The organism is Anaerococcus ihuae (assembly GCF_928368155.1).
Taxonomy (GTDB): Bacteria; Bacillota; Clostridia; order Tissierellales; family Peptoniphilaceae; genus Anaerococcus; species Anaerococcus ihuae.
Window position 1 is genome coordinate 830,418 of record NZ_CAKMRU010000001.1, and the last position, 18,888, is coordinate 849,305.

At 29.8% G+C, this 18,888-nt stretch carries 13 protein-coding genes; all 13 read right to left on the reverse strand.

All coding sequences use genetic code 11. The features are described from left to right. Positions 1–64: 64 nt before the first annotated feature. A complete protein-coding gene (rlmD, locus tag L6653_RS04035) occupies positions 65–1,432 on the reverse strand; it encodes a 23S rRNA (uracil(1939)-C(5))-methyltransferase RlmD (RefSeq protein WP_236785614.1) in 1,368 nt (455 codons plus the stop codon). Then, entirely contained in the window at positions 1,433–3,763 is a 2,331-nt protein-coding gene (locus L6653_RS04040; protein WP_236785615.1) for an ATP-dependent DNA helicase, read from the reverse strand. A gap of 491 nt (positions 3,764–4,254) precedes the next feature. Further along, on the reverse strand, positions 4,255–5,766 hold the full coding sequence (locus L6653_RS04045; protein ID WP_236785616.1) for an albumin-binding GA domain-containing protein: 1,512 nt from the start codon (positions 5,764–5,766) through the stop codon (positions 4,255–4,257). Between the two features lie 272 nt (positions 5,767–6,038). Continuing rightward, a complete protein-coding gene (locus L6653_RS04050) occupies positions 6,039–6,845 on the reverse strand; it encodes a TPM domain-containing protein (protein WP_236785617.1) in 807 nt (268 codons plus the stop codon). Between the two features lie 7 nt (positions 6,846–6,852). Beyond that, entirely contained in the window at positions 6,853–7,440 is a 588-nt protein-coding gene (locus L6653_RS04055; protein WP_236785618.1) for a LemA family protein, read from the reverse strand. A gap of 26 nt (positions 7,441–7,466) precedes the next feature. After that, positions 7,467–7,967, reverse strand: a complete 501-nt coding sequence (nrdG, locus tag L6653_RS04060) for an anaerobic ribonucleoside-triphosphate reductase activating protein (RefSeq protein ID WP_236785619.1) — start codon at positions 7,965–7,967, stop codon at positions 7,467–7,469. A gap of 230 nt (positions 7,968–8,197) precedes the next feature. Further along, complete coding sequence (gene nrdD, locus L6653_RS04065; RefSeq protein WP_236785620.1) at positions 8,198–10,318, reverse strand: anaerobic ribonucleoside-triphosphate reductase; 2,121 nt, start codon at positions 10,316–10,318, stop codon at positions 8,198–8,200. A gap of 245 nt (positions 10,319–10,563) precedes the next feature. Next, positions 10,564–13,143 carry an ATP-dependent chaperone ClpB gene (gene clpB / locus L6653_RS04070; protein ID WP_236785621.1) on the reverse strand — a complete coding sequence of 860 codons (2,580 nt, stop codon included), beginning with the start codon at positions 13,141–13,143 and terminating at the stop codon, positions 10,564–10,566. 9 nt (positions 13,144–13,152) lie between these two features. Then, positions 13,153–14,094 carry a DnaJ C-terminal domain-containing protein gene (locus L6653_RS04075; protein WP_236785622.1) on the reverse strand — a complete coding sequence of 314 codons (942 nt, stop codon included), beginning with the start codon at positions 14,092–14,094 and terminating at the stop codon, positions 13,153–13,155. 168 nt (positions 14,095–14,262) lie between these two features. Next, positions 14,263–14,781, reverse strand: coding sequence for an adenine phosphoribosyltransferase (locus L6653_RS04080; RefSeq protein WP_236785623.1), 519 nt, complete (start codon positions 14,779–14,781; stop codon positions 14,263–14,265). 10 nt (positions 14,782–14,791) lie between these two features. After that, positions 14,792–15,697 carry an LCP family protein gene (locus tag L6653_RS04085; RefSeq protein ID WP_236785624.1) on the reverse strand — a complete coding sequence of 302 codons (906 nt, stop codon included), beginning with the start codon at positions 15,695–15,697 and terminating at the stop codon, positions 14,792–14,794. Positions 15,698–15,706: 9 nt separating this feature from the next. Continuing rightward, on the reverse strand, positions 15,707–16,180 hold the full coding sequence (locus L6653_RS04090; RefSeq protein WP_236785625.1) for a COG2426 family protein: 474 nt from the start codon (positions 16,178–16,180) through the stop codon (positions 15,707–15,709). Between the two features lie 92 nt (positions 16,181–16,272). Beyond that, positions 16,273–18,834: a sulfatase-like hydrolase/transferase gene (locus L6653_RS04095; RefSeq protein WP_236785626.1), complete on the reverse strand. Its 2,562-nt coding sequence runs from the start codon at positions 18,832–18,834 to the stop codon at positions 16,273–16,275. Between the last annotated feature and the right edge of the window lie 54 nt (positions 18,835–18,888).

Consider the following 18,888-nt stretch of genomic DNA (forward strand, 5'->3'; position numbering starts at 1 on the left):
CCTTCTTCATCTTTATCGAAGACAAAATGCTTATAAAACTGCTTAAAATGCAGGATTTCTATATTTACATCTTTTGTATCAACGCTATAGTCTCCACATGCCTTGACCTAGGAAACTGGTCAAAGACTTGGTAGTTTTTTATTTTGTAGCCGTTTTCTTTGAAAATTTCTAGGTCTCTTACTTGGGTTTTTGGGTTGCAGGAGATGTAGATGAATTCTTCTGGGTCTATATCCATTATTTTTTTGATTGCTTTTGGGTTTATTCCTTCTCTTGGTGGATCTAGGACTACTATGTCGTATTTTCCTTTTACTAGGTCGATTTTTTCTAAAACGTCTCCTGCTATAAAGTCTATATTTTCGATTTGGTTTTCTTTTGCGTTGTCAAAGGCTTTTTCTACTGCTTCTTCTACTATTTCTATGCCCACAGCCTTATTTGCAGCTTTTGCAAATAATTGGGTTATGGTTCCTGTGCCTGAGTATAAATCTAAGACATTTTTATTTTTATCTAGGCTTGATAATTCTATGGCTTTTTGGTAGATTTTTTCTGCTGTAAATACATTTGGTTGGAAGAATGAAAATGGGGAAATTTGAAATTTCAACTCATTCATTTTTTCTTCTATATATTTTTTCCCAAATAAAAGTTCCATTGAATCTACTTTTACTGCATCTGATAAACTGTCATTAATCACATGATAAATAGAAACAATTCTTCCCTTTGTTTTGGCATTTAAAAGACTATTGGCAAATAAATCTCTTCTCATTGGATCAAAGGACGTATCTGAGCTTGTCACAAGTATGACCATTATTTCTCCAGTGTGCATGGCTTTTCTTACTATTAAATTACGCAAAAGTCCTGTGTGATCTTTCTTGTGGTAAAAACTTGCATTTCTTTTTCTGAAATATTCTTGAACATATTTTCTAATTGTCTCGAAATCACCATCGACAATATTGCATCCATCTGTATCGACAATTTCATAAAATCTATTTTGCCTGTGAAGGCCCAAAACAAGTGGTCCGTCCTTGTATGAATCTCCAAAAGTGTATTCCATTTTATTTCTGTATTCTTTTATTTTTGGGCTTCTAACAATGGATAAATCTGAAACATCTATGTGAGCATTTTTCAAAAGTTTTTTTATCATGTTATGCTTTAATAGAAGTTCTGTTTCATATCCCATTTTTTGGTAAGAACATCCTCCACATATTCCTGCATGAGGGCAAAATTCTTTGGAATTTTCAATTTTTGATTCTTCCAAAACTTCCATAAATTTTCCTTTTTTATTTTTCCCCCTGTTTTTGGTGATTTTTACCCTGACATTTTGTCCCAAAACTCCGCCCTTAAATTGGACTGTTTTTTCATCATCAATTTTTCCTATAGAAATATTTGGATAGGACATATCAATTATTTCTACATCTTTTATCGCTTTTTCTCTCATTTATTCTCCTCTATTCCAAAATCTTTCAACCAAGATTTTTAATTCTTTTTTATTTTTCACTTCAATAATATTTGACCAATGTCTTGGATATAGCCTTTTGTACTTATCCCACAAAAACCTATCATCAACCAAATAAATTATTCCCCTGTCCTTTTCTCCTCTTATAAGTCTTCCTGCTGCCTGGAAAATTTTATTTAAACCAGGATAGGTGTAGGAATAATCAAAACCGTTGTGGGATATTTGGTCAAAATGATTTTTAATAAGATTTCTCTCATCACTTACTCCTGGCATTCCAACAGAAATTACCATGGAACCAATTAGCCTATCACCTTTTAGATCGACTCCTTCAGAAAATATTCCACCCAAAACCAAAAATGCAGTCTTTTCACTTTCGTAAGTAAAATTTTGCAAAAATTTGTGCCTTTCTATTGGAGTCATAGACCTTTCTTGAACTAAAATATCATCATTATAATTTTCCTTGTAATATTCATAAACATCTGTTAGATAGGAAAATGAAGGGAAAAATATAAAATAATTTCCCTTTTTTGCACCGATAAATTCATGTATTAGGTCGGCTATATCCATTAAATTATTATTCCTGTCCTTGTATCTCGTTGAAATCGGACTTGCCAAAAGAGCAAAATTTTTCTTATCAAAGGGCAAATCTAAATGAACTTTCAAACTATCACAAGCACCAAGCATTTTTCTGTAAAAATTCATTGGAGAAAGGGTTGCTGAAAAAAATATACTCGACCTTGCAAGCTTATACTTTTCTTTTAAAACTTTTGAAGGATCAATACACTTAATTTCATAAATTTTTTCCATGGAATTTTCATCATAGGTCAAAGTTTGATAAAAACCCTCCATGAAATTATCAGAAATTTTTAAATGATGGTTTATTTCAAAAAACATATCTTCTATTTTATCATAATCATCTCTTTTTTTATCCTTTATCAAAATTTTTTCCAATTTTTTTGATAAAGTCATGAGTTTTTTGTCAAAATCATCATTATTATCAGTCGAATAATAAAATAATTTTTTCCCATAATTTTTATACATCTTTTCAAATTCATCCAAAATTGAGTCAATTGATTTAATGATTTTTAAGTCCTTTTTTAAATCCATGGAACTTCTTAATTCTTTAAAATTAGAATCAATTAAAGTGTGAGAAAACATACTTCTTGACCTTTCCAAAAGATTGTGAGCCTCATCAATTAAAAACAAATACTCATCAACATTTTCATCAAAAAATCTTCTCAAATAAACATTTGGATCAAAAACATAATTATAATCACAAATTATAAGGTCAGAATAAAGAGCTATATCAAGCTCAAATTCAATAGGACAAAGCCAGTGCTTTTCTGAATAGGAAGTTATGATATCATAGTCCATTATATCTTCGTTTTCCAAAATATCTTTTAATCCATCATTTACCCTATCAAAATGCCCCCTTGCAAATGGACAATCCTCAGGATTGCAGGAAATCTCATCATTTAAACAAATCTTCTCCTTGCTTGTAATTGAAATTGCCTTAATCGATAGATTTTTTTCTTTCAACAAATACAAGGACTTTAAAGCTTCTTTTGCCGTAGTATTTTTTGAAGTAAGGTAGAAAATTTTATCACTCAAACCTTCGCCTAAAGATTTAACTGCAGGAAAAATTGTAGAAATAGTCTTTCCAGTTCCAGTCGGAGCATCGACAAATAAATTTTTCTTATCAAGAATTGCCCTATAAACAGCAACCGCCATCTTCCTTTGCCCTTTTCTGTAACCATCATAGGGAAAAGTCAAATTATTTGCACTGATATTTCTTTTTTCAAGATTTTGGGATAAAATTTTTGAGAAATTAATATATTCTTTTAATAAATTTATGTAAAATTCGTAAAGCTCGTCAAGACTTTTCTCTTTTTCAAAAGTTTTTATTTTATAATCATCTAATGATACATAAGTTAGTCTTATAGTGATTTTTTTTAAATCATTTTTTACACCATAAAAATACCCATAGCAAAAAGCTTGAGCCCAGTGTAGTTTATTTGAATCATCCAATTTGTCAAGATTTCTTGTGGTGGATTTTATTTCATCAATAATTATTTTTCCTTTCTTTTTCAAAAGACCATCAGCCCTACCCTCAACGTGAAATTCCATATCATCAATTTTAGTAATGTTTTTAAGATAAAATTCAGCTTGGTAGTTTTTATCATAAGATTTTTGAATTTTTTGATGGGCCTTGATTCCTTCGACCATCCTATTATTGTCCCTAAAAGAATTATCTATATCCCCACTTCTCATAACAAATTCTATAAGTTTTCTAACAGAAGTTTTTATATGCATTTAATCACCTTAATTTATTATATCATTTTTAATATAATAATTTGAAATCAAAGGAAAATTTCAAAATAAAATTATTAATATTAGAAGATTTTATTATATTAACATAAAAATTCTTCGCCCTCATCTTGAGCGTAGTCGAGAGATCTCTTGAGATCTCCGTGCAGTCGCCTCGCTCCTACTAAAACACTTTTGCTTCGTAAACATCTCCGTGCTTATGAAAACTCATTTACTGCGTAAATTCTTCCGTGCTCTCGCACTAGTTTTCAGGATTTATAACCGAAATCAACGGTTATAAATCTGCACTAGTTTTAGGGATGATTGTGCCAAATCAAGGCACAATCATCTAGTCGATATGGTAGGTGGCGTAGTTTTATTTTGATATAGTATTATTTGATTTTTCATAATTTTTTTAATAAGAAATAAAAAAGCACAAAAAAATATCCCTCTCAGGATATTTTCTTGAGAGAGATATAATTTTTATTTAAAATAAATTATTTTCTTTTTGATTTGAAAAGAGCTGCTGATGCTGCTGCAAGAGTTGCTACAACACCTGTAAGTCCTGCTACACCTGTTTGAACGTTGTTAGCTTTTCTATTTTCTTTTTTAACTTCTTTTGATTCTTTTGTTTCTTTAACTTTTCCGTTTTCATCAACTTTTGAGAAATCAAATAGTTTTGCAAATTTATCTTGATCTTTTTCTAAAGCTGCTAAAAATTCTTTTGAAGATTTATCATCTTTAATAAGCTTAATAAATTCATCCCAGATGTCTTTGTTTTCAGGATCTTTTTCAGCTTCTTCTTTGATTTTACTAAAGTCAAATAAATCACTTATATCTTTATCATCATCTTTGTTAGCTAAATCTTTAATTTTTTCAATATCAAGTAAATCATCAAGTGATGGTTTTTTATCATCTTCAGGCTTTTTATCGTCTTCTGAGTTTTCAGGTTCTTCTGGATCAACTGGTTTTTCTGCGTGAGCTTTTAAAATTTCAGCTTTCAAAGCTTCTACGCCTTCAACTGTTTTAGCTTTGTTGATTTGGTCAAAATAGATTTGTCCTGTGATTCCTGCTGCTTTTAATTCTTCGATTGCTTCTTTTTTAGCATTTGCAAGATTCCATTCGTCTATTGTTACTTTTTTATCATCAGAAGGTTTCTCTTCTGGCTTTTTATCTTCTTCTGGTTTTTTATCATCAGAAGGTTTTTCTTCTTTTTTCTTTTGTAATTCTAACCATTGATCAATAGTTAATCTTCTTGTTTTTGAAGCTTCTTTTTCATTCCAATCATCTATTGTTGTTAGGTTTTCTTTTGCCCATTCAAGACCTGCATCTTTAGCTTGTTCTACATCATAAACAGTTGTTGCTTCATTAACTCTTTTTACGAATTCATTTTTACTGTTACCAAGTCCAGCTTTTTGAAGTTCAGCTAATGCTGCTGCCTTTGCATCTGCCAAAGGTTTTTTTGCAGCTTCTTCTTTTGCTTTTGCTTCTGCTTCTTTTTTATTGTAATCATCTATGCTTATTAAACCGTTTTCTTTTGCAGATTTAAGCGCAGCTTCTTTAGCTTGTTCTACAGAATATAAATCTGCAGCATTATCTATTTGACTATTATAAGCATCTAAATGAAGTCCAGCTGCTTTAAGTTCAGCTTTTGCTGCTAATTTTGCTTTTCCTAAAGGTGTTTTAGCTAATTCTTGATTTTTCTTATTTTGGTTAGCTAAAATTTCATTTGTTTTTTGTTCAATATTATAAACATTATTTGGATAAGCAAGAACATCTTTTTGATTTTCAAATGGTACGCCAGCATCATCTAATTGTTTTTTAGCTTTAGCTTGAGCTTCACTGATTTTTTGTGCATCTGTTTTTCCAGGTGCATCATTTGTTCCAACTGATTCAGTAGCTGGTTTTGCTGCTGCTTCTTCAGCTTTTGTAAAGTTAGGTGCAAGTACGCTAACTGATAGTGCTAGGGCTACAACTGAACCCAATACTAATTTTTTATTATTTTTCATAATTCACTCCTTAATATTATTTTTATATCACCATTATATATATATATAAAGTCAAGTAAAAATATTTGAAATATAAATACTTCTTTTACTAAATTTAAAATTTTTACTCTAAAAAATATTTTTTCTACCGCCATTATATATTTCAAGGAAAAATATTGAAAATAATGGTATTTAAATCGAAGTTAATATGTATAATTTTTAAAAAATATTTTAATCAAAAAAAAGAGAATTTTGTAAAATAATTTTAAAATTATTACAAAATCCTCTTAAATTTATATTCCTCTGCTAGCTCCGCCGCCTCCGGATGATCCTCCTCCACCGGAGAAACCTCCTCCAGAAAATCCGCCAGAGCCTCCGGAAAATCCTCCAAAAGATCCTCCTCCAAAGCCCCCGAATCCACCGCCGAAGCCTCCATATCCTCCGCTTCTAAAGCCTCCTCTACCTGAGAAAAGTCTTGAGAATATGATAAAAATTATAAATATTATTATTAATGTTCTTAAATCTATTTCGTCGTCTTCATCTTCTCTTAGCCTGTCAGCATATTCGTCATAATCACCAGTCAATTCTACTTGATATTCTTCTAGAATTTGTGAAACAATGGCGTTGAAGCCTTCTGTTATTCCTTTGGAAAAATCACCCTCTCTCATATAATCTAGCATATATTCGTCGATAATTCTTCCAACCTTACCATCATTTAATCTTCCTTCTAATCCGTAGCCTGTGATAATTGAAATATCTTTTTTATCTTGGCCTTTTCTTTGGGAAATTAAAATCAAAACTCCATTATCTTTTTCCTTATCTCCAATTTTCCATTTATTTAAAAGATCTGTTCCAACTTGCATGGGTTGATCTTCTACATTTTTTAAAGAAACATAAATCACTTGAGCTCCTGTTTTTTGTTCAAGTTCTTTGTTTACTTTTGTAAGATGGTCCTTGGTTTCTTGGTCAATCAAATTGAGTTCATCGTAGTAGTAAGTATTTGGTGATTCTGGCAAATCATCTGAAAAAGATGTGGAAGGTAGAAAAAGAAGAATAAAGGCAAATAAAATAGTTACTATTACATTCTTTCTTTTTCTCATAGTATACCTAGCTACCGAAATTTACCTGTGGAGCATCTTGAGCTGATTGATCAGCTTCAAAATATTCTGCCTTATCAAATCCCATCATTTTTGCAAAAATACTTGTAGGAAATGATTTAACTTTTGTATTATATGCTTTTACTTCACTATTATAATTTTTTCTTTCTACTGAAATTCTATTTTCAGTTCCAGCAAGCTCATCCATTAGTTGGGTAAATTGTTTATCAGCCTTTAAATCTGGATAAGCTTCAGCTACTACATTGATATTTCTTATAGCTTGAGACATTTGTTCATTTGCCTCTGCCAATTCTTTTGGGCCTTTTGCATTTTTTATTCCTGATCTTGCATTTGTTACTTCTGTTAAGGTGTCTTTTTCGTGTTTTGAGTATCCTTTTACAGTATTTACAAGATTTGGAATCAAGTCTGCTCTTCTTTGAACAACATTTTGAACTTGTGCATATGATTCATCAAGTTGTTCTTTTTGTTTTACAAGTCCGTTGTAAGATGGAATCAAAATTATTAATGCTAAAGCAATAATTGCAATTATTGCAATAGCAACTCCACCCAGACCTTTTCTTTTTTTATTTATTTCCATTTTATCCTCCTAAATTTATTTCTACTTTAATTATACCCATCTAGGAGGATTACTTTTCCACTTTCTAAAGATTTTTTAATATCAATTGTTCTTTGATTTGAAGATCCTTTGAATTTTAATCTTAAATCTTTTAATTCTTCTACAAAAAGTCCATCAACTAAAACATCACACATTGATAAAAGTTTTTTTGCATTTTCAATATTTACCAGAATTTCATATAAAAAACCAGAAAAAATCCAAATCGGCTTGTCTGATTCTTTTCTAATTTTTTTTACAATTTCAATTAAATCTTCTGTAGATTCAAAAGGCTCTCCTCCCAAAATTGTAAGTCCCTCTATCTCATCTTTTTTTAAATATGAAATAATTTCTTGAGTTTGTTCATCTGTCCACAAATTTCCAAAATTTGGATCCATATATTCTTCATTAAAACAATTTTTGCAATTTGCATGACATCCTGTGACAAAAAATGAAGTCCTAATCCCCGGTCCATTTGCCACATCATATTTTCTAATTTGCCCGTATCTCATAAATCCTCCATAAAAAAAGTCTACTAATGTAGACTCAGACTGTTGACAAAATAGAAACATTTCCCATTTCGAGCGAACGTAGTAAGTCGAGAAATCTCGTGAGATCTCTCCGTGCGTTCGTTTCACTCACTTAGTCGAGATGGTACATAGCTTAATTTTTATTTTAAAATAAAATATTATCTACATTCATACTTTGTCTACGCTCTAAATCTACTTGTGTAGACTTTTTATTATATATGCAAAACTCTTGCCTTTATTTCTTTGGTTCTTCCTTCGTTCCAGAAATTTTCTCCCAAATATCCGCAAGTTCTTCTTACAACCGTAAGTTTTGATCTTTCTTTATTTCCACATTGTGGACAATACCATTCATTGTCGTCATTTAAAAGCATTTCACCATCATAACCACATTCTGCACAATAGTCAGATTTTGTATTAAATTCTGCATATTGGATATGGTCATAAATATATTCAACAATTGTTCCTAGTGCTTCTAAATTATTTGCCATATTTGGAATTTCTACATAGGAAATACAACCACCTGATGACATATCTTGAAATTCTGATTCAAAATCAAATTTTTCAAAAGCAGAAATTTCTTCTCTTACATCAACGTGGAAAGAATTTGTGTAATATCCCTTGTCAGTTACATCTTCTATTTCTCCAAATCTTTTTCTATCGATTGATGCGAACCTATTTGTAAGATTTTCTGCTGGAGTTCCGTAAACTGCAAATTGAAGTCCAGTTTCTTTTATCCATTCTTCTTTTTTCTTATTTAATAAGTTCATTATTTTAAGAGCAAATTCTTTTCCTTCCTTACTTGTATGACTTACTCCTTTTACAAGTTTACATGCTTCATAAATTCCAATATATCCAATTGTAACTGTTGCATAGGCATTTTTTAAAAGTGGTTCTATTCTTTGGTGAGGTTTAAGTCTTGCTATTGCTCCATGTTGAAAATGGATTGGTGATGAGTCGCTTGTTACATCTTTTAGGTGCTCATATCTTAAAATTCCAACTCTTTTTACAAGATCCATTCTTTTATTTAAAATTTCAAAGAATTTTTCCTCATCATTTTTTGCAAGAATTCCAATTTGTGGAAGATTTATTGTACAAACTCCTATATTAAACCTGCCATCGAATTTATAATTCCCATTTTCATCCTTATATGGTGGCAAAAATGCCCTGCATCCCATTGGAGAAAATACATTTCCCTCGTAATTTTCTCTCATTTTTTTGGCTGAGATATAATCTGGATACATTCTTTTAGCTGTACATTTTATAGATAATTCTGTAAGATAGTGATATTTGCTTCCTTTTTTTACATTATTTTCATCCAAAACATAGATTAATTTTGGAAATGCTGGTGTAACATAAACCCCTGCTTCGTTTTTTATTCCTTGAAGTCTTTGTTTTAATATTTCTTCAATTATTCTTACAGTTTGGTCTATATATGGGTCATTTTCATCTGTGTGCATAAACAAGGTAACAAAAGGTGCTTGACCGTTTGATGTCATGAGAGTATTTATTTGGTATTGGATAGTTTGAATTCCAGATTCCAAATCTCTTTGAGTCAATTTTTCAGCCATAGCCTTTATTTCTTCTTCACTAGATAAAATTTCTTTTGCCAATTTATAATTTTTCTTGTAAGAAACTTCCAAGTATTTTGAAAGACATGAAATATTTATAGACTGACCTCCATATTGGTTTGAGGCGATTTGGGCAATAATTTGGGTCATAACATTACAAGCTACTTGGAAAGATTTTGGCGTTTCGATTGTCTTTCCGTTTATAACTGTCCCCTTATCAAGCATATCTTTCATATTTACCAAGCAACAATTGAAAATTGGTTGGATTAAATAATCAAGATCGTGGATATGGATTGCTCCATTTTCATGAGCTTCTACAAGGTCTGCATCAATTAATTTTCTTTTTGCCAAATCTTTTGACACTTCTCCTGCTATCAAATCTCTTTGAGTTGAAGCGATCAATGGATTTTTGTTGGAATTTTCATCCATTACATCAATATTTGTTCTTTCAAGTAGGCCAATTATATCATCATCCGTAGTATTTGCTGCTCTTTTGTAGGCTTGGACTGACCTATAAGCTTCGTATGATTTTGCTGTTGCAGGATTTTTCTTATCAATTAGTTTGTAATAAACTTGGTCTTCAATTTGATAAATTGAAATTTCTCTTTTATCTTTGGATCTGTCTTCTATTTCATTTGCAATTTCTTCTGCCTGATTTTCAATATAAACACCATTTGGTGAGTTCATAGCTTTTTCTATAGCTATTTTTATTTTATCTTTGTCAAAATTTACTTTTTGACCATTTCTTTTAACAACTTTAACCATATCTGCACTCCTTTTTTAATACTCTTCTAGTATACCATATATAGATATATTAAAACAAGAGAGCACTATATATTGTGTTTTTAGGTTTTTTGTATGTATATTTCTTTCGAATCTCTGGGATTTTTTCTGTGTCTTTGTATAAATATAATTTAAAAAATAATTTTCAAAAATAAAATTCTTCCTATTTTAGGGCAAAGAAAAAGAGAAAATCTCAAAAAGAAATTTTCTCTTTTTATATTTATTCTTTAATTTTTAACTTCATATACCAATTCATTATTTTTATCTAAATCTATAATGACATGATCGCCTTCCATGATATTTCCTTCAATAATTTTTCTTCCTAGATTTGTTTCAATATTTGCTTGCAAGAATCTTTTTATTGGTCTTGCACCATATTCAACATCATATGATTTATCAAGAATATATTCATGAGCCTTTTTACTAAGTTCAATTGTAATATCACGATCTTCTAGTCTTTTTGAAATATCTGCAATTAATAGGTCAATAATTTTAAATATTTGATCACTTGTTAGTGGCTTAAACATAACTATGTCATCAATTCTGTTTAAAAATTCTGGCTTAAAAGAATTTCTTAGTGATGAATCAACAAGTTTTCTGTTTTCTTCATCAATTGTTCCATCTTCTTTTAGTCCATCTATCAAATAAGTTGAACCAATATTTGAAGTCATAATTATAATTGTGTTTTTGAAGTTTACTGTTCTTCCTTGACTATCTGTAAGTCTTCCGTCATCCAAAACTTGTAATAAAATATTAAAAACATCTGGGTGAGCTTTTTCAATTTCGTCAAATAAAATTACTGAATAAGGATTACGTCTTACAGCCTCAGTCAATTGTCCGCCTTCTTCGTAACCAACATAACCTGGTGCTGCACCGATTAATCTTGATACAGAATATTTTTCCATGTATTCTGACATATCAATTCTAATCATATTTTTTTCACTATCAAACATAGCTTCTGCAAGTGATTTTGCAAGTTCGGTTTTACCAACTCCTGTTGGTCCGAGGAAAATGAAGGAACCTATTGGTTTATTTATATCTTTTAATCCAGATCTTGCCCTAATTATTGCATCTGATACACTATCAACTGCTTCATCTTGTCCAATAACTCTTTCGTGCAACTTGTCAGAAAGTCCCAAAATCTTACTTCTTTCACTTTCTACAAGTTTATTTACAGGAATGTTTGTCCAATTTGAAACTACATCAGCAATGTCTTCATCAGTAACTTCTTCTTTTATAGATGAATTATTTTCTTGGTCCTTTTCTTTTTCTTTTAATTTATTTTCAAGTTCTGTAAGTTTTCCATATTTAAGCTCAGATAATTTTTCAAAATCGTAATTTCTTTCAGCTTTTTCGATTTCTACTTTTACCTTGTCAATTTCTTCTTTAATATCTTTTACAGAATTTATAGAATCTTTTTGACTTTTCCACTTATTAAAATCAGCCTCGTATCTTTCCTTAGCATCTGCCAATTCTTTTTCCAATGATTCTAATCTTTTTTTACTCTTTTCGTCATCTTCTTTTTTAAGGGCTGCAATTTCAATTTGAACTTGTAAAATTCTTCTTTTTTCTTCATCCAAATATTCTGGCATTGTATCAATTTCAGTTCTTACAGTTGCGCAAGCCTCATCCATCAAATCTATTGCCTTATCTGGTAAAAATCTGTCGGTTATATAACGGTTTGAAAGCTCTGCTGCAGCTATAACTGCTTGATCTTGAATTCTTATTCCATGATAAATTTCATATTTATCTTTAATTCCCCTTAAAATTGAAATCGTATCTTCCACACTTGGCTCATCAACCAAAACTTTTTGGAATCTTCTTTCAAGTGCCCCATCTTTTTCAATATATTCTCTGTATTCATTTAAAGTTGTTGCACCAATTACTTTTATTTCTCCACGAGCAAGCATTGGTTTCATTATATTTGAAGCATCCATTGAACCTTCAGTTTTACCAGCCCCAACAATTGTGTGAAGCTCGTCGATAAACATAATAATTTGTCCTTCAGATTTTTTTACTTCATCTATAACTGACTTTAATCTTTCTTCGAATTGTCCCCTATATTTTGCACCTGCAACTAAGCTTGCCATATCAAGGGCAAAAATTGTTCTTCCTTGAAGTGGTTCTGGCACATCTTTATTTACAATTCTTTGAGCAAGGCCTTCAACAATTGCAGTTTTACCAACGCCAGGTTTACCAATTAAAACCGGATTATTTTTCTTTCTTCTTGAAAGAATTCTTTGGCAATTTCTAATTTCTGTATCACGACCAATGACTGGGTCGATTTTTCCTTCCCTTGCCTCTTTAGTCAAATTTCTGCCATATTTTTCCAAGGGATTATTTGTTTCTTCAGGATTATCACTCGTAACTTTTTGACCATTTCTGACCTTTTTGAGCTCATTTGAAAAATTTTTGGAATTTAAACCAATTTCCTTAAAATAATCGCTTAATTCTGTATTTTCATTTAAGATAGTTAAGAAAATATGCTCAGTTGATATGAAAGAATCTCCCATTTTCTTTGCACAATCTTCACTTTTTAATAAAACTCTTTGAAAAATTGTGTTTGGATAAATATTTGCTGAACCAGATTGGCTAGGCAAACTTTCCATTTTTTCTTGCATTTTGTTAAGTACTTTTTTGTACAAGCCCATATTAGCTAAAACTTGGCTTACAAATGAATTTGAATCTTCAACCAAAGCGTAAGCTAGGTGGATTATGCCAACTTCTGGGTTGGCATTTTTTATAGCTAGTTGACTTGCTTCATTAATAGCTTCTGTAGATTTTTGAGTAAATTTGTTAAAATCCATAATATCCTCCTATTTTAAATCTTTTAATTTTTTGTATAGGTCAATTTGATCTTTGTTCAAATTTTTTGGATTATCGATAAGAATTTCAATATAAAGATTTCCAATTTTTCCTTTTAAATCCTTATATCCCTTACCCTTAATCCTAATTTTGTTTCCTGCTTCAATTCTTTCCGGAATATTTATTTTAAATTTTCCATTTGGACTATCGACTGTGATTTTTTCACCAAAGTAAGCATCCCAAGGAGAAATTCTTTCTCTTTTAATAATATCAAGCCCCTCGAGCCTATAGGTTGAATCTCCTTCAATATTTACTTTTACATAAATATCAGCATTCAAATTATATTTTGAACCATCAATTTTCAAATTTTTTCCACTTGTCATTCCGCTAGGAATATTTATATTCACTTCTTTAATAGAATTTGTTTCTTTATCTTTTATTTTGAGTGTCCTAGACACCCCACTCATCGCTTCATCTAGTGATATTTTAACTTTAGCTTTAATTTTCGATTTTTTTATTTTTGTGTTTTCATTTTTAAAACTTGATCCGAACCCTCCAAAATTTCTTGAAGAAGATCTAGCTCCTCCAAATAAGGTTTCAAAAAAATCTGAAAATCCAGAGGATCCTCCCGTGCTGCTTGTATAGGTATAAGATCCGTTTCCAGCTCCAAAATTTGAAAATATATCTGAAAAACCATATTGAGATGGGTCAAAATTTTGACCTTGACTAAAGTTTCCACTTTGTCCAAACATATCATATTGTTTTCTCTTATTTTCATCAGATAAAACTTCGTATGCTTCATTTATTTTTGCAAATTTTTTGCTGGCTTCTTTATCATCAGGATGAAGGTCAGGGTGGTATTTTTTTGCAAGCTTTCTATAAGCTTTTTTAATTTCATCAGCATTTGCTTTTTTATCTACACCTAATATTTCATAATAATCTTGATATTTCATAAAACCCCCATCATTCTCTGACCATCTTTGACCTTAATCTTACTATACTAAGTTTGAATAAATTTTCAAGGAAATTATATTAAATTTTGAAAATATTTAATAGAATTTTTTTAATATTTTTTTAAAAATTTTCAAAATAAAAAACCTTCAAATTAATGAAGGCTAATTTTAGTGATCATATTCAATTATAGAAATTACTTTATAATCTTTTAATTCTTCACGAGCTTTAAGGCTTGTTAACTCTATTAAAAATTCTAAGCAAACAACTTCTCCACCTATAGATTCTACAAGACTTGCGCAAGCTTTTGCTGATCCTCCTGTTGCAATCAAGTCATCTACTATTACAACCTTGTCTCCTTTTTCTAAAGAATCTTCATGAATTTCTATTGTGCTTTGACCGTATTCTAAATCATATGATAAAGATTTAATCTCTCCTGGAAGTTTTCCTGGTTTTCTTACTGGGATAAATCCTACATTTAACCTATCAGCAAGGGCTGCTCCAAAAATAAATCCTCTTGATTCGATTCCAATAATGTAATCAAATTCAAAATCTTTTAATTTTTCTTCCATAAGATCTAAAGTTTCTTGGTAAGCCTCTTTGTTTTTTAGAAGGGTTGTTATGTCTTTAAATGATATTCCTTCTTGTGGGTAATCTTCAATTACTCTAATAGTTGATTTAATATCCATATTTTCTCCTTTATTCTCCTAATAAATAATTGTACAATATTTTATTTCTAATATCTATAGTTTCTTCATTGTCTGGTATATAATATGAAATTCCATCTATCATATCAGGATAGCCTGGTATGGTTTGAGTATTTATTTCTGCATCATCAATATTTCTAAATGCCCAAGCAAAAGATAAAATTGTTGACATTTTTATATTTGAATCCATATTATCATTAACCTTTGAAATTACTCCTGGAATTTTAATTATATTTTTAACTTTTGTCATATTTTTTATAAATTGTACAACAAAATCTTGTTGGCAAGCAATTCTTCCTAAATCTGCATTTGCATAGCCTTTTCTAAACCTACAATAATCAAGAGCTTCTTTTCCATTGAAATGATGAAGTCCAGGCTCTATTTCTTGAGCCTCAGCAATTTGTTGAGGAACATCTATATCGACTCCTCCCAATTGATCTACTCCATCTTCTACTGCCTTAAAACTAACTTCTGCATAATAATCAAGATCTATATACAAAAAATCTCTTATAGTTCTAATTGTATCTCCCATTCCTCCATAGGAATGAGCTGCATTAATTTTATCTAAATTTCCATCAACATAAACTCTAGTATCCCTTGGGATAGAAATAATATCAATAGTTTTATTACTTTTATTCATTAAAACAAGCATTAATGTGTCAGTTCTTGTGTTTACTTTTTCACCTGTAGAATCTACTCCTGCAAAAACGAATAATAACTCATCTTTATTTTTTTGTTCAATTTTATTATCATTTGAAAGATCATTTCCACTAAATTTATTTTCATCATTTACAACTTGTGATGAAATAAATCCTTTGACTAGTGTAAAAGCAGCAAATACTGTAATTATCATCAGTAATATTAATAGTGCTTTTAGTATTATTTTTTTAATTTTCATCTATTCTCCTTAAAAGAAAAAACTTGAAAAAGTATAAATAATTAGGCCAGCTATTAGATTTCCTAAAGCTATTGTAAGTAAAGATTTTTTCTTATTTAAACCAAGAATTGATGCAATCAAAGATCCCATCCAAACTCCTGTTCCTGGCAAAGGAATAGCTACAAATAAAAATAAACCTAAATATTCATATTTTTTTATATTTCCTTGTTTTTTCTTTGCTTTTTTTTCTGCCCATCCTGCTAATTTTTTTAGACTGTCTTTTGTTTTCATATAAGAAATAATTGGCATAATCCACAAAAGAATAAAAATTGCTGGAATTGTTGATCCAATAATTGAATATAAATAAGCATTTATCGGTTTAAATCCCATGGCAAGTCCAATTGGTATTGAACCTTTAAGTTCAATAAGCGGTAGCATGCTTATAATTAATAAGGCTATTTCATTAGAAAAAGTCGATCTAATTAAATCTATTAGATTTTGCATTAATTTCCCTTCTTTTCTTTTTGTAATTATTATATCACATTATTTGTCCAACAAAAAAACCGAAACCAAGATTTACTTGATTTCGGAAAATTTTATTTAGAAGCTTCATTAAAATATTTGTCTGATTTTGTATCTTGCTTCATTTCATAATAAATTAATGAATTTAATTTATTATTTCTTTTTTGAAACTCTTCATCCTTGCTTACTTCAAGGCCATCATTATTAAATATTTGTTTTGTTGTAAGAATTGGATAATCCTTATGCATATCTAACATATATTTTTCGTAAGCTGATAATTTTATACCACCAGCTTTTTGAAGTAGGTAAGGTGTTAGGTAATTTAGTGACATATTTACATCTTTTTCTTCATCTATATCATAGTTTGCCCAGATAGTAAATGGAGTGTAGAATACATCTTTATTTGTGTAATTATCGCTTGATTTTATCAATTTCATAAAGATGTCGTAGTTTTGTGGTTGATGGTCACCAAAAATACAAAGAATTGTTGGTTCATCATATGATTTGAAAAATTCTACAAGATTTTTTAAATCCTCATCAGATTTTTTTAATAAATTTACGTAATGGCTAGTACCCTTGTCATCACCATTATTTTCATTTAAAACTTTTATATCTCCAGGAACGTTTGAAGTGTAGCCTCCATGATTTTGCATGGTAACAAGATAAGCAAAAAGTGGTTTATCATCTGATTTATTTTCAAATTGTTCTTTAATTTTATCAAATGCAACTGAATCTTTCATAAAGCTATTTGTTGATTCAAAACTTTCTGGACTATTATCATAATCTCCCAAAAATGCTATATTTTTAAATCCTAAATTTGGCCAAACTTCTTGTCTAGAATAATTTGTTGGTTTGTTTGGATGGGTTATGAAAGTATTGTAACCTTGGTTTTCCAAAACTCTGCCCACAGATGTGTGACCTTCTTTAACGTATTGTTGGAATGGATATGCTCCTAATGGGAAGAATGTCAATGGTACTGAAGTTAAGGCTTCGTATTCTGAATTTACCGTTCCTCCACCTAAAACTGAAACATAAGAATTTCCTTGGATTGCATTTTCATCTAGAGATCTTTGGAATGCAATAGGATTTTCGCTTAATTTTAAATTTCCTTTTCCATAATAATCTGCTAGGGCTTCTGATTGAATTATTACTATATTTGGTTTTTTATTTTCTTTTGTTCCTATATCTTTGTTGTAATATTCTTCAAGAGTATCTTCAACTTCTTTTTCGTCATAACCTTTTGGTGCTGTTAGAATTTGGTTTGCAAAAATTCTATAGAAACTATAAGGTGAACCTTCTACATAATAAGTTCTAGATGGTCTCCACAAGTTTACTCCTACACCGTTTTGTTTTATAAAATAATTTACACTAACAACAGTGATTAGTGCAAAAATTGCTGAATATCCTGCCAATTGTTTCACATAAGATATTTTTGAAATTTTGATTTTTCCTTCATTTATTGAAGAAATGATCAATAACCACAAGCTTGCAAGTGAAAATGCCATTAATGAATGACCATTTAATTCAATAACTGTATCTTTTGCAACATCAGCTGCAACACCAAGGGAACCCAAAAATGCTGGGATAAGTGGTGAATCTCTCAAAATATATAAGGCATCATTAGCTATACCAAATGCAATTGATAAAACTAAAATAAAAATCATTGATAATCTTTTTTTTCTTATTACTATATATATTAAAACTTGAATCAAAAATAGGATTAGAGCATTTATTAAAATATAAATAAGCTCCATTGATCCAAAATTTGGATTGTAGGCAGATTCTAATATATAAAACGACATAAATGGATTTAGGATAAATAAAATCCAATTTGTAATATCAAGAGCCTTAATATTTGATTTTCTCTTGTAAATACTTTTCATTCCAAGTGATGCCAAAAATACAGTTGAAACAAATAAAATTAAATCTTGATAGGTATAAGGGGCGTGGAAGAAAGTAAAATATTTTTCTTCTGGAATGTGTGCTTTTAACTTGCTAAGACCAAAAATAGATACGCCCAAGATTATAAAGTTCAAAATATAATCTTTGCCTATGTATAGAATTTCTTTTTTCTTATCAGAAGCTTCTTCTATTCTTCTAATTAAATTATATATAAAGAAAGAAAATAGAACTATTGATCCGATAAAAATTAATGTTTGTGTAAGAATTGATACAAAGTCTGTGTAATGTATATCTACATATGACCTGTTATCAGATGAACTTGCATACATTGTCATTGTATGGTCTTTTAGATAAGTCATAACAGCTGTAGAATATTTTGGACTTGTTTCAAAATTTACACTTAATTTATTAAACATCAAGCCTGGGCTTGGTTTAATTGATAATTTATTTCCCTTGCTATAACCATTTGTTTGGACTGGATAACCTGTATCGGTTTTTGATTTTGTCCACCCCTTCATTTCAACCTTATCAAGGTCTAATAATTTATCTCCAATATAAATTGAATTTATTTTGAAATTATCTGAATAATCGCTAGCCGGTTCAGATTGGCTTATTTCTATGTTTTCATTTGTATAAACTTTGTAAGAAAAATCTTCAATAAAGCTTTGCATAAAAAGCATTATTATCAAAGATATTACAAATGAAGAAATTTTTAATTTTTTATCTCTTTTCATTTTTTCCTCGCTTTTCTAATATTAATTTTGTATTTATAAAATGTTAAATTCATG